We start from the raw sequence: 13,360 nt of genomic DNA on the forward strand, positions 1-13,360 counted from the left end.
TGATTAAAATTACTATGTACTTGATTTATGAAAATCTGACTAATTTAGAAATAACTTTGACATTTAGGATACATCTCATGTAGTATTTCTAGCATACACTTGTAAAATGTTATCGAAATCGAGGTTAGAACATAAATATATGTCGTAACCTCGAAAATGATGTTTATTTCAGCGCATTATATTTATGTTCACTTCCAAAAATTTTACTTTATTTTTCTATATTCATAGGCTTTATTGATGAAATTTATTTTTCACAGTTCAACATTTAGCTTTAACTTGTGCTTAGTGATATAATATAAAACTGTGTAATTTTTAATGAAAGAAGTGATACGATTGAGTTCAAATGATACTTTCCATGTTGAAAAAAGAATCCCCTTATTTATTGTGCTATTGTCTGGAGCTTTTATTACTATTTTGAACCAAACGTTACTTGGTACGGCATTACCGCCAATTATGAAAGATCTCCAAGTAACTGAAAGTACTGTACAATGGTTACAGTCTATATTTATGCTTATAAATGGAATAATGATTCCAGTAACAGCATTTTTAATCGAAAGATATACATCGAGGCAATTATTTTTAACTGCGATGAGCATCTTTGCCGCTGGTACATTACTTTGTGCAGTAGGTATAGACTTTTCAATGCTACTTATCGGGCGTGTCTTACAAGCAGCAGGTGCCGGTATTATGATGCCATTGATGCAAACAATTCTATTTTTAACTTTCCCTAAAGAAAAACGTGGTACCGCAATGGGCCTCTTTGGCCTCGTTATTGCATTCGCACCTGCTATTGGTCCGACTTTATCAGGTGTGTTAGTAGAACATCTATCATGGAGAAGTGTCTTCTATGTTGTATTCCCTATCGCAGTTATTATTATTATTGCTTCAATTTTCTTATTGAAAAATGTAACAGAAACTTCAAATCCAAAATTAGATACACCGTCAGTAATCTTATCTACATTAGGATTTGGTGGACTATTATATAGTTTCAGTTCTGTAGGTGAAGCAGGATGGAGCAGTGTACAATTCATAGCACCACTAATCGTGGGTATTGTTTCATTGATTGTATTCATCCGTCGTCAATTGAAACTAAAAGAACCTATGCTTGAATTTAGAGTGTTTAGTTACAATGTATATACATTAGGTACAGTATTAAGTATGTTTGTGTTCGGCGTGTTAATTGCTACAAATATTATCTTGCCACTATATATGCAGAATATGTTACAGTTCTCTGCGTTAGAATCTGGTCTTGTATTACTGCCAGGAGCAGTAGTTATGGGTCTTATGAACCCACTTACAGGCTATTTATTCGATAAATTCGGTGGAACTTGGTTAGCGCGTATCGGGTTACTCATATTAGTAGTATCTTCCATACCGTTTACTGTGCTAACAGCGCATACTAGTTTTACTTACCTAGCAATATCTAATGCCTTACGTATGATTTCTATCGCAATGGTTATGATGCCTATGACAACGTTAGCCATTAACCAATTACCAAATCATCTCATTGCACATGGTACTGCAATGAACAATACTTTCAGACAAATGGCAGGCGCTATTGGTACAGCATTATTTATCACATTAATGTCTGTATCAGCCAACCCAAGCGATGGCGTTGAGGGTATCATCCATGGTGTAAACGTAACATTCATGGTTGCAACTGGTATTTCAGTAATTGCGTTGATTTTATCAGCTAAACTTTCTGACGATAGTAGACCAGCTCGTAGAACCTTATAAGATCTGATAATTTAAAACATGAATATAAAATGATAAAAAATAACACTTTCGAAAAGTTCATTGCACATTGAACTTTTTGAAAGTGTTTTATTTTGCAAAATAATAAATTGCAACACAATACATAATCAACATAGCTAATTAGCATGCGCTGGACATATTAACTTTATTAAGCTTTAGCAGATAATCTATTAATCGCAATTTCACCTAATGATTTTGCAGATACTAAAAGTGCATTTTCATTAACTTCAAATTTAGGATGATGATTCATATAAGGGTCTTCCATATGTTCTGGCTTACAACCTACAATGAAAAATGTGCCTGGTATTTCTTTTAAATAATAAGCAAAATCTTCTGAACCTGAAACTGCAGGAATTTCAACTAAATGTTTAAAATAATCTCCCTGGCTTGTTGATAAAATATCTGTTACCGCTTGTGTTTGAGCAGGATGGTTGTATAAGACTGGATAACCAAACTGATAATCTAAGTCATACGTAATATCGAACCCTACTGCGACACTTTTCGCGACCTTCTCAATTTCTTCATACATAAATTGTTCTAAATCATCATTAAGATAACGCGCAGTACCTTTAATTGTCACTTTATCTTGAATGACATTAGCGCCACCTGGTGCATCAAAAGAACCAACGGTAATAACCCCCATCTCTGAAGGATCAATACGTCTAGATACAATTGTTTGAAGCGTATTTACAAAATTTGTTCCCGCTACTAACGCATCGTGTGTCTTATGTGGGCTTGCAGCATGTCCACCTAAACCTTTAATTGTTAATGTGAACGTTGAGCTTCCAGCAAAAGCATTGCCTGTATTATAACCAATTACTTCTGGGCCAGCGACTGGCACAACATGAATACCGTATACCTCGTCTAAATCACTTAACGCACCTGATGTCATAATTTGCTGTGCGCCGCCTGGAGGCATTTCTTCCGCATGTTGATGAATAATTTTAATTGTGCCTGGTAGTTCATCTTTGATATCAATTAGTGCGTCTGCTAAACCTAGTAAATAAGCAGTATGCGCATCATGACCACAAGCATGCATTACACCTTCGTTCGTTGATTTAAAAGGGACGTCCGCTTCTTCATGTATAGGTAAAGCATCAAAATCTGCACGCAAACCTATCGTATTACCAGGGTGTTGCCCTTTGATTTCTACAATAATTGCATTACTCTCAGCAACCGGTTGTGTAACTACAACATCTTTATCCTTATAAAAGGATTTAATGTAATTTGCAGTACCATTTTCTTGAAAAGATAATTCAGGATGTTGGTGCAAATAACGACGATGCTGAATCATTTCAACTTCCTTCTGTTCTAACTTCTCAAATAATTTTTCTTTTACATTCATGAACATTCACTTCTTTCGATTGAATTTTAAAACATATCACTCACTAATAAGTTTAAATTCCAAAGAGTATTAATTCAAATATAAAATAACACTTTATAAAGTTTCTAGTTATTTCCTATCAAATTTAGTGAAATTAATTACCAAAACAAACATATTTTCATTTCGTATCTTATTAACTTAGTTTTAATTTTAAGAAGCTTTAAACTCTGTTGCTGTTTCATTTTTATGAACAATATATATCATAACGCTAGCAATAATCACCATTCCAAAGCCAAAATATGGTGTCATGATAATACCAAAATGATTTAGTACAAACCCACCAATAACAGATCCTAATGTGATACCAATATTAAATGAAGCAATGTTTAAACTTGAGGCGAAGTTCGTCGTCGCTTTGTTTCTACGTTCGGCAAAAAGTACCACAACCAGTTGTAGTCCTGGAACATTCATAAAAGCAAATAAACCCATAAGCAATATGATTAATGTACCTAATACGTGATGCGTTAAGGTTATACCTACAAGTAATAAGACTAGTGCTTGTACCAAAAATATACCTATAAGCACCTTAGTGGGCTGATTATTTGTTAATTTGCCGCCTAGTGTATTCCCTATTGCGACCATCACACCATAGATAACTAATAAAACTACAACGGCGTCATCACTATAATTCAATACATCTGTAAGCATGGTCGTCAAATAAGTATATACAACAAATGTTCCACCATAACCTAATGCTGTAATTAAATAAATCATCATTAAAGCTTTGTTTTTAAATACAGTTAATTGTTCTAATATTGAAACTTGTTCATATTCATTAAGATCTTTAGGCACAGTAAATACATTAACGATTAAACTGATAAAACCAATTAGCGCAATTGTAATAAATGAAGTTTCCCAACCAAATTGTTGCCCAATCCATGTACCTAGAGGCACACCAGTAATAGTTGCAACAGTCAATCCCGTAAACATCATTGCAATAGCGCTTGAACGTTTGTCTGGCGTTACTAAATCACTGGCAATCGCAGTCGCTATAGACATAAACACTCCATGCATTAATGCTGACAGTACACGCATGGCCAACAACATACTTAAAGTTGTAGCAAAAGCAGCGAGTGCATTTGCGATAATAAAGATTAACATAATACCGATGAGTAAATGCTTGCGTTTCATTTTATTAGTTAACGGAGTAAGTAATGGCGCACCAATCGTTACACCTACCGCATATAATGAAACAGTTAAACCAGCTAATGAAATTGTTGTATTAAATGCATCTTTGATTAATGGTAATAAACCAACACTAATAAACTCCGTCATACCAATAGCGAAAGCTGACATCGCTAAAGCTAAAATAGCAAATTTATTTTTCTTCATAATTCATTTTCTCTCCTTAACTATATTGATTGTGTTACTATATATCACACATGTAAGAAGAGGAAGTACGCACTTTAAAGTAATATAGGTACTTTTTAGTACCTATAAGGAGGAAATCATATGACTAAAACATATAATATAGGTGTTGAAGCTACAATTGACGTCATTGGTGGTAAATGGAAGCCTGTCATTCTATGTCACTTACAAAATAATGGCTTAATGCGCACTTCTGCATTAAAACGAGCGATACCAACTATTACTCAAAAAATGTTAACCCAGCAATTACGTGAATTAGAGAAGGATGGGATTATCAATCGTATTGTTTATGATCAAGTTCCACCAAAAGTAGAATATGAACTTTCTGAATATGGTCAAACACTTGGTAATATTTTATCTTCTTTATGTTATTGGGGAGAATATCACGTAGAAAAAATGTATGAACAAGGTGAGCCTGTCACATTGAATCAACAAGACTTTATTAATATCCCAAATGCCTAATCAAACGATTTAAGTTAGATTTCAAGAGATCTAAACAGATTGCCACAGATAATGTTTGAGCGTTTGGCGAACACCTTAATGATGAATTACTATAATAGAGGAGTATTTACAATTTATGAAACTTGATGAATTTGAAATAGACGATGTATTTACTACACCACCTAATAAGATAAGTGAGGAAGATATAATCAACTTTGCCCAAGAATTCGATCCTCAATATATGCATCTGGATAAAGAAAAAGCTACACAAGGTAGATTCAATGGTATTATTGCTTCAGGTATACACACCTTGTCCATTTCGTTCAAATTATGGATTGAAGCAGGTAAATATGGTGAGGACGTAATCGCAGGCACACATATGAATCACATTAAATTTATCAAACCTGTATACCCTGAAGATGAACTTTACACAAAAATTAAAGTATTGAAGAAACAGGCCACAAAGCGTGATCAAGGCTTACTCACGGTTTTATTATCGACGTTTAACCAATACGAAAATAAAGTGTTTGAAGGAGAATTGACAGCATTACTGAGACGGTAAAGAGGGGGTTATTAAGCTCGAGGCATTGATCGCTTACTAGCTATATACTTAGCTACTACAGATTAAAAAAGCTAAAAATAATAATGTCATCTTTTATTTAAATATGATCTATTTAAGACTATGCGTTACTCAAAAATATTTATTTTATTTAAATATAAAAATCAATCATAATTTATATTTATTTTTCACTGCTATTTCTATATAATCATAAAGATGAAAAAATTACTTATTTTCTAAAGGAGATATTTATATGAATATCATATCAATTATTTTAGTTTTATTAGTTGCCGCAGAGTTTTTCTATATCCTGGCCTTACAGACTTTTGCTACAACTTCTGACAAAACGAGCAATTTATTTAAAATGACTAAACAAGCTCTACAACAAGATAATTTAAAAACACTTATGAAAAACCAAGGTGTTTACAATGGCCTTTTAGGCGTATTCTTACTATATGCTTTGTTCTTTTCAAACAATGCCAAAGAGTTAATTGCTTGTATATTAGTGTACATGATTATCGTTGCGGTATATGGCGCCGTAACCAGTCAAAAATCTATTTTATTAAAACAAGGCGGCTTACCAATCCTAGCCTTAATTTCATTATTATTCTAATGTCTAGCATCCATGAACATATCGTTACAACATGTAGCTAAAAATAATAAAAAATACAATCCGAAATCAACAGCAAGACATGTTAAATTGGTTCACACAATACAAAAACTAACATCATAATCCTTGAAACTTCTCAATTCAACTTGCTTCAAATAAACTAGAAGACAAATAAAGGCGAGTATATAACACCAATAATTAATGTTGATGTCATATATTCGCCTTTTAATTTTTTACTGATTATTTACAACTGAGCACTATAAATCTCGTTGCTTAAAACCGATAATGCCTATGATACACATCATTATTGCAATAATAGTTAATATCACCAATGGTAATAATTTAAAGTCATCTACCGGTATATTTGGAATATGATTAAACGGTGTAATATCTTTCATCCATGCTTTTACATTTAATAAAACGCCTAAGTAATTTACTACAAAGGTGTAAGCTAAATAAAGATATACTACATTTGTAAACTTAATACCCCAACCAATAACCAAAGTACCAAGTCCTACAAAAACCAATATTGCTGGGATAAAGACCATTGCTGATTGCATAATTGTTCCAAAATCAATTGCGTTTTCTAACGCATAAACTTGACCTACATATAAACCTAGAGCAGCTAAAAAAATCATAACTATAGCGTTAATAATACTTAAAATCAAGAAACTAGATAAAAAATTGATTCGTGATACTGTGTTTGCTAATACAAGCATCGCATAACCCATATCAATACTCTTTTTAATTTTAAACAGTGACATCAATGATGGTATTGTACTGATTAAGCTCATAACTAACATCAATTGTGGCAAAAATTGTTCAACATAATTATTACCTTTATCGGAAAGCATTGATTGTAATAATGGATTGTCTTTGAAAAAACTATCTAAATCGCCAAAGATAGACCCATAGGAAAGTCCGAGTACGAATAATCCGATAGCAAAATAGCAAAAACCCGCTTTTTGTAATTTTATTTGTAAGCCTAGTGGCGATTTCATGTACCACGTTGCACGCTTTCTACTTGGTAATTGTGGTAGCATCTTAGCATTTATATCTCTAATATGATTTAATGCTAATGCGATAACATACATTAAAACAGTCACAACGAGCATGGTAATAATTGGCCACCAGTTATTTTCTGAAAAAGCATAGACTCTAGATAACCACCCCATAGGTGAGTACATTGATATTTGTTCATTCGCTATATCACCAAAAGCCCTAACTAAATACATCAATAACAAAATGGCAATACTCATACCCGCCGTTTCTCCACCCGATGATACAAGTTGTGCGATAACCATCGTTAACGCACTAAACATTAAACCGAAGACACCCATACTAAAGCCATAAACTAAGGCACCTGAAAAATCTATAGAATTGGTATTTAAACATGTAAGTCCTACCACAAATAAGATAGCTAACAGACCATTGCTAAATATACTCATAAATAAATGACTAATTAATGGTGCATGTTTCCCTATTGGTAATGCTTTTAAAATTTCTGTCCTACCATCCGCTTCATCCCCACGTGTATCTCTAGCTACAATGAGAATATTCATAATAGCTACCATAATGCCCGTAAACAAAGTCATTTCATGCGCAAACAATACACCAATATTAACATCGTTGAAATCTCCTGGCCCTAGCATAACTTCCATTGCAGGGTTCTTCGACATTTCTATTATTGGTCCCATCTTCGATTCATTAGGATACATGCTTTCAAAAGCTGGTGGGATAAGTAATGTTAAAATAGTTAAAAGTGTAAGCCATAGAAAAACTTTGAATTTATTACGCTTTAAATAAAAATAAAAAAGTTTCGGCGTTTGGAATAATAATGCCCCCACAATTATTCCTCCTCTTCACTATGGTTATCATAATGACGTTTGAATAATGCTTCTAAAGTTGGTGGCATAGATTCCAATTTCTTAACATCGTATTTCCCTAAGTATTTAATTACATCTGATACACAATTTGCATCTACTTCAAAGCGATATGTTGAATACGCTTGCTGAATGTTATGAACACCATGCACTTGTGATAAATTTTCTAATTTTTGTTGTGACTCGACGATAAACTGCATGCGTGTTAAATGCCTCATTTCTTCTAATGTTCCCGTCTCCACAACCTCACCATTGCGAATAATACCCACGCGATCACACAATTTTTCTACCTCACTTAAAATATGACTAGAAAGCAATACACTTTTGTTGTTCCTTTTAACAGCTCTTACACATTCTTGGAATATGTCTTCCATAAGTGGATCTAGACCTGAAGTAGGCTCATCTAATATATACAAACTTGCATCTATACTAAAAGCAGTAATCAAGGCTACTTTTTGACGATTGCCCGTTGAATAAGCGCTACATTTTTTGGTAATGTCTAACTCGAAACGTTTAATCAAATCCTTTTTCTTTTCATGGTTAGCATTAGGATGTAAATGTAAAAAGAAATCTATAATTTCACCACCAGTCAAGTTTGGCCACAGATTAACATCTCCTGGTACAAATGCAATATCTTTGTGAACCTCAACAGCTTCAGCCATTGCATCTTTCCCAAACACTTCAATTAAGCCTTGTGTTGGTTTCAACAAGCCTAATATAGACTTGATCGTAGTAGATTTCCCTGCACCATTTGGACCGATAAAGCCGTAAATCTCCCCTGCGTTTAATTCCATATTCACACCATTTAACGCATAGAAATCACCAAATTTTTTTGTTAAATTCTCAATTTTTAGAATAACCATCGTATCACCCATTTTTATCAATTTTCTATTCATCAAATTAAATCTGTTTGAAAGTGATTATTTTATAAAAGTATGGCTTATAACTACGAATAATTGTGTATATGTTTATTCTAACCATTGTATTTTATTGTTTCGTTTCCAGATGTCCGCTCTCTTAAATCATATTCAATTTCTTCTAAACTCCGTCCTCGCGTTTCTGGCAAGTATTTTATTACAAAGTACATCGCAAATACACCAATAACTGCAAAAATCAAGAATACCCATTCTGTACTTAGTGCGTTATTTAACACTGGAAATAATTGCGCAACAAGTAATGTACCGAAATTTAATACAAGCGTTGCTAAACCAGTAGCTGCACCACGCGCACGCATCGGGAACATTTCTGGCAACATAACCCAAAGTATTGGCCCCCAAGTTAAACCAAAGAATACAATAAATAGTGATAAGCACACGATAATAATACCTGCTGATGATGCGATACCAATCGTCCATATTAAAACCGCCATAACAAGTAACGAAATCACCATTCCAATATTCCCTGTTATCAATAATTTCTTACGATCAACTTTATCAGCTATAAATACGGCTATAATTGTTACAAGTACATTAATCGTCCCAATTCCTACCGTTCCTAAAATAGATGTTGCTTCACCTAACCCTGCTTTACTAAAAATAGTGGGTGCATAAAATATAATCGCATTAATACCTATGATTTGTTGGAATAATGCAAAAATACATCCAATTATTAATGTTGGTCTTAACCAAGGAGATTTTAAAATAGTCCAAGTTGATTCTGAAATTGCTGATAGTTCTTTCATCTCTTTAATTTCTGTATTAATTTCATTATTATCATTAAATGTAATGCTCATAACATCTCTTGCTGCTTTTTCATTTCTATGTTCCAATAACCACCTTGGACTTTCAGGCATAAATGCTATACCAACTAATAAGATTACAGACGGAACAACTGCTAAACCTAACATCCAACGCCATCCTTCTATATCTGCAAAAGCATAATTTACAAGATATGCTGCTAATATACCAATTGTAATCATTAATTGATTCAATGAACCAAGCGAACCACGATAAGCCGTTGAAGCCATTTCTGATAAGTATACAGGTACTGTTGCCATCGAACCACCGACAGCTAGACCAATAATAAGGCGTCCAAAGACAAGAGTTGGCATGTTTTGTGCAACCGCTAATATTAATGACCCAATAATATAAATGATGGCAATAATTAATACCAAACGTCTTCTTCCAATTCTATCTGATAAAGGTCCGCTACTACCAGAACCAATAATCGCACCTATAAGCATGGATGAAACTACAAGCCCTTCTGTGAAACTATTTAATGGAATATCATCATTTATAAAGAGCAATGCGCCTGAAATCACACCATTATCATAACCGTATAACAATCCGCCAAGTGCCCCTAAAATAAATATCAAACTCTTATTTGCTTTCAATTTTTATCAACCCCTTTAAAATTATGTTTATTATATTCTTAATATGTAAGCGTTACAAATATTTCCTAATTATTATATTTATAAATTCTATTTTTAAAACGGCTATTATTAGCTTATATAATATCAATAGGTTTAAAACTTATAATTTAGGAAATTAAATAATATATTATGATTTTAAGAGGTGAAGTGTAATGCTTTTAAAAGAAGAAATTAATAACTTAGAAAAATATGATGGTAACGCAGAAAATCAAAAAGTATTTTCAATTTATTTAAATACACATCCTGATCAAGGTACAAAATGGAAAATTGAATTAAAAAATGCGCTAAAAGATTTAGCTTATAGAACTAAACACAGTGATGATCATGAGGAAAAAAACCAAGCAAAAGAAATCATTAAAAAGGTTGAAACAGAAATTCATAATGTAGAACCTGAGTTAAAAAGAGGCCTTATCCTATTTTTAACTGCAGATGAATCATTATTATTTAAAAAATTAACTCATATTTCCTTAGATACTGAGTTTAATTGGGGGGATCAACCTAAATTAGACCAATTGAAATCATTACAAGGAAACTATCCTTATACCGGTATATTAGTTTTACAACAAGACAAAGCACGTTTAATTGAAACAGAAATAGGCACCATCATTAACGAAAAAGACTTTATTTTAGATATAGATACAGATGATTGGCGTGAACATCAAGGCCCACAAGGTGACGACTTTACACAAGGCGGCTCAAAAAGAGATGAGTTTAAAGAAAGGGTCAAAGCAAACCAAGAACGTTGGCTCAAGAATTTAGCTTCTACTGTAGAAATAAATGCTAAAAGAAATGGATGGAAACAAATTTATTTAGCAGGAGAGAAAGAAGAAATAGAAAAACTACGCACTTTATTTAACAGAGATATTGATAAAGTGGTTACTAGTAATATCTTAAATTTAAATGCTACTGAAATTATAAATAAAGTTAATGAAGAATAATAAAAAATGGGGGCAATATAAGAAATCAAAGTGTTAAAATGATTTTTTATATTTGCCCCCATCATGTTCATAATACTTTTTTAATTTAGTTAATCACTATATGATGTGCTGAAGTTTTAAAGGTTTAAACTTTAAAACTTCATTTCTCAATTATTTGCTTTTATAGCTTTAGGTTCTCTACCGATATATATTGATTGAAGCATAATATATAGGACAAGCAAGCTTCCTAATGTATCTGTAAAATAGTGCGCTTGTAGATATATTCTAGAAACCATAATAGAAATAACTAATAATACACTGATTACCGATAAAACTTTGCTGCTTTTTAATAATAAGATGAGACTCACTAATAAACAAACGCTTAAAACATGCATACTTGGAAAACTATAACCATCTATATCTATACTCGGTCTTGGGCGTTGAATAACATACTTTAGAAATGTCCCTATCGCAAATACACTAAAACACCAAAAACCATACCACCAAAATTTAACCCTATTATAGAAAAACAACACAAGTAATATTAATAGCACCATAACCAAACAATTGAAAGGAGAAAATATCGCAGAAATGAAAGACAAATAATGAACTAGTATATCGGCTGTTATCAATTCATGTAACCAGTGATAAACAAAAGCGTCTAAACCATTCGTTAAACCTGTATGTATACATAAAACTAAGAGCATAAAACATATGCTGACTAAAATCATATTCAAATAATTTTTCATTTAATAGCCTTTCCTTTCTTTTTTAATATTTCGAGCTACTGCGAGCTACTGCAAGCAGTGCACCAAACGCAATACTTATACTTAACATCGATGAACCACCATAACTTAATAACGGTAATGTGACGCCTGTTAACGGGATAATTCCTGATACACCCGCAAGGTTGATAAATACTTGCATAAATAAATAACTTACAACACCTACACAAATTAATTTATAAAATTGATTTGTTGTTTTATTCGCATATATTAGTCCTTTAAATAAAATAACTCCATAAACCATTAATGTGCATAATACACCGATTAAACCCAATTCTTCTGCTATTACAGTAAATATAAAATCCGTATGTGGTTCTGGTAAGTATCCTAATTTTGCAATACCATTACCTAAGCCTTTACCAGTTAAACCACCATTTCCTATAGAAGTTAGCGCCCCAGTTAATTGGTAACCATCTCCACTTTCATATTTAAATGGATCTAACATAACCTTGATTCTTTTTAATCTATATAAATTTTTTGAATCAAATATTAGTGTATAAATAATATAAAATACTATTGGAACCGTCGTAATCATCATAATTTGAAGTTTAATTTTATTTTTTATATCTGAGTAGATAAGTATAGAAGCAATTATAGCCACTGTAAGCAGTGTGCCACCTAGGTCCCCTTGCATCAACACAAGTAGTAAACCAATACCTAGTACACCTAACGGAGGAATCATGTGTTTTAAATAATAATCTTGAGAACTCGAAATACGTCGGTTAATTATGTATGATAGATAAAAAATTGAAGCTAACTTTAAAAATTCCGAAGATTGTAAGCTGAATAATCCTAAGTTAATCCAGTTTCTCGAACCGTTAATTTCTTTCCCAATCAATACTGTAATGAGTAGTAAACATAAAGTACCTATAATTATAAGTTTTTGTATGTTGCTTTTTTTTAACACATTAATATTGATAAAAGCGCCGATAAAAATAATGACTAAAAATCCAATTACTACAAAGAGAAATTGCCTTTTCATAAAATGATTACTCTCAATGGGTACGCCACCTGTAAGAGAACCTTTAGAAGCTGGCACCATACTCGCACTGTAGACCATTATTACGCCTAAAATGCCCAGTAACAAAAAACTTATAATTAAAATATAATCTAATTCCTTAATGTGTTTACGTATGTAAGTTAAAAATCGTTTCATGTCTGCACCTCATTATGACTGTCAGAATATAGTAAAACACAAATTTAACATCACCTCAATCATACTTTAGGCTTATCTAATTTGAATTACTAATATTTGAATCTTTAATTTCTATTCATTTATTATATATT

General features: G+C 32.4%; 12 protein-coding genes. 5 read left to right on the forward strand and 7 right to left on the reverse strand.

The window, feature by feature from the left end:
- Positions 1–315 precede the first annotated feature (315 nt).
- Positions 316–1,737: an MDR family MFS transporter gene (locus J5E45_RS04745; protein ID WP_080750315.1), complete on the forward strand. Its 1,422-nt coding sequence runs from the start codon at positions 316–318 to the stop codon at positions 1,735–1,737.
- 166 nt (positions 1,738–1,903) lie between these two features.
- On the opposite strand, the gene J5E45_RS04750 is transcribed toward J5E45_RS04745, so the two are convergent.
- Positions 1,904–3,100: an amidohydrolase gene (locus J5E45_RS04750; RefSeq protein WP_069792624.1), complete on the reverse strand. Its 1,197-nt coding sequence runs from the start codon at positions 3,098–3,100 to the stop codon at positions 1,904–1,906.
- A gap of 189 nt (positions 3,101–3,289) precedes the next feature.
- Positions 3,290–4,471, reverse strand: coding sequence for an MFS transporter (locus tag J5E45_RS04755; protein ID WP_039067129.1), 1,182 nt, complete (start codon positions 4,469–4,471; stop codon positions 3,290–3,292).
- Between the two features lie 120 nt (positions 4,472–4,591).
- On the opposite strand from J5E45_RS04755, the gene J5E45_RS04760 reads away from it, so the two are divergent.
- From J5E45_RS04760 to J5E45_RS04770, 3 genes are all read left to right on the forward strand, one after another.
- Complete coding sequence (locus tag J5E45_RS04760) at positions 4,592–4,969, forward strand: winged helix-turn-helix transcriptional regulator (protein ID WP_039067130.1); 378 nt, start codon at positions 4,592–4,594, stop codon at positions 4,967–4,969.
- Between the two features lie 115 nt (positions 4,970–5,084).
- Positions 5,085–5,510 carry a MaoC family dehydratase gene (locus J5E45_RS04765; RefSeq protein WP_039067131.1) on the forward strand — a complete coding sequence of 142 codons (426 nt, stop codon included), beginning with the start codon at positions 5,085–5,087 and terminating at the stop codon, positions 5,508–5,510.
- A 250-nt stretch (positions 5,511–5,760) separates the two neighbouring features.
- Complete coding sequence (locus J5E45_RS04770) at positions 5,761–6,120, forward strand: DUF1304 domain-containing protein (RefSeq protein ID WP_039067133.1); 360 nt, start codon at positions 5,761–5,763, stop codon at positions 6,118–6,120.
- 254 nt (positions 6,121–6,374) lie between these two features.
- Here J5E45_RS04770 and J5E45_RS04775 read toward each other — a convergent pair whose 3' ends face one another.
- The 3 genes from J5E45_RS04775 to glcP all read right to left on the reverse strand — a co-directional run bounded on the left by J5E45_RS04775 (position 6,375) and on the right by glcP (position 10,332).
- The gene (locus J5E45_RS04775; protein WP_039067136.1) at positions 6,375–7,964 is read right to left on the reverse strand and encodes an ABC transporter permease; all 1,590 of its coding nucleotides are present in this window, start codon (positions 7,962–7,964) and stop codon (positions 6,375–6,377) included.
- A 2-nt stretch (positions 7,965–7,966) separates the two neighbouring features.
- Positions 7,967–8,863, reverse strand: coding sequence for an ABC transporter ATP-binding protein (locus tag J5E45_RS04780; RefSeq protein WP_039067138.1), 897 nt, complete (start codon positions 8,861–8,863; stop codon positions 7,967–7,969).
- Between the two features lie 110 nt (positions 8,864–8,973).
- The gene (glcP, locus tag J5E45_RS04785) at positions 8,974–10,332 is read right to left on the reverse strand and encodes a glucose transporter GlcP (RefSeq protein ID WP_208181691.1); all 1,359 of its coding nucleotides are present in this window, start codon (positions 10,330–10,332) and stop codon (positions 8,974–8,976) included.
- A 191-nt stretch (positions 10,333–10,523) separates the two neighbouring features.
- Here glcP and J5E45_RS04790 point away from each other — a divergent pair, with 191 nt between their 5' ends.
- The gene (locus J5E45_RS04790) at positions 10,524–11,309 is read left to right on the forward strand and encodes a VLRF1 family aeRF1-type release factor (RefSeq protein ID WP_039067140.1); all 786 of its coding nucleotides are present in this window, start codon (positions 10,524–10,526) and stop codon (positions 11,307–11,309) included.
- A 146-nt stretch (positions 11,310–11,455) separates the two neighbouring features.
- Here the strand turns inward: J5E45_RS04790 and J5E45_RS04795 are convergent, their stop codons facing one another.
- Together J5E45_RS04795 and J5E45_RS04800 are read right to left on the reverse strand one after the other, a co-directional pair.
- Entirely contained in the window at positions 11,456–12,037 is a 582-nt protein-coding gene (locus J5E45_RS04795; protein WP_039067142.1) for a phosphatase PAP2 family protein, read from the reverse strand.
- Between the two features lie 22 nt (positions 12,038–12,059).
- Positions 12,060–13,229, reverse strand: a complete 1,170-nt coding sequence (locus J5E45_RS04800; protein ID WP_208181692.1) for an FtsW/RodA/SpoVE family cell cycle protein — start codon at positions 13,227–13,229, stop codon at positions 12,060–12,062.
- Positions 13,230–13,360 lie beyond the last annotated feature (131 nt).

Origin of the sequence: Staphylococcus shinii (genome assembly GCF_017583065.1) — a bacterium.
GTDB lineage: Bacteria > Bacillota > Bacilli > Staphylococcales > Staphylococcaceae > Staphylococcus > Staphylococcus shinii.

Excerpts from the sequence above, each read along its gene's own strand:
- J5E45_RS04780 (WP_039067138.1), bottom strand. The coding sequence starts at position 8,863 with ATGGTTATTCTAAAAATTGAGAATTTAACAAAAAAATTTGGTGATTTC.
- J5E45_RS04760 (WP_039067130.1), top strand. The coding sequence starts at position 4,592 with ATGACTAAAACATATAATATAGGTGTTGAAGCTACAATTGACGTCATT.
- J5E45_RS04790 (WP_039067140.1), top strand. The coding sequence starts at position 10,524 with ATGCTTTTAAAAGAAGAAATTAATAACTTAGAAAAATATGATGGTAAC.
- J5E45_RS04795 (WP_039067142.1), bottom strand. The coding sequence starts at position 12,037 with ATGAAAAATTATTTGAATATGATTTTAGTCAGCATATGTTTTATGCTC.
- J5E45_RS04765 (WP_039067131.1), top strand. The coding sequence starts at position 5,085 with ATGAAACTTGATGAATTTGAAATAGACGATGTATTTACTACACCACCT.
- J5E45_RS04750 (WP_069792624.1), bottom strand. The coding sequence starts at position 3,100 with ATGAATGTAAAAGAAAAATTATTTGAGAAGTTAGAACAGAAGGAAGTT.
- J5E45_RS04800 (WP_208181692.1), bottom strand. The coding sequence starts at position 13,229 with ATGAAACGATTTTTAACTTACATACGTAAACACATTAAGGAATTAGAT.
- J5E45_RS04745 (WP_080750315.1), top strand. The coding sequence starts at position 316 with ATGAAAGAAGTGATACGATTGAGTTCAAATGATACTTTCCATGTTGAA.
- J5E45_RS04755 (WP_039067129.1), bottom strand. The coding sequence starts at position 4,471 with ATGAAGAAAAATAAATTTGCTATTTTAGCTTTAGCGATGTCAGCTTTC.
- J5E45_RS04770 (WP_039067133.1), top strand. The coding sequence starts at position 5,761 with ATGAATATCATATCAATTATTTTAGTTTTATTAGTTGCCGCAGAGTTT.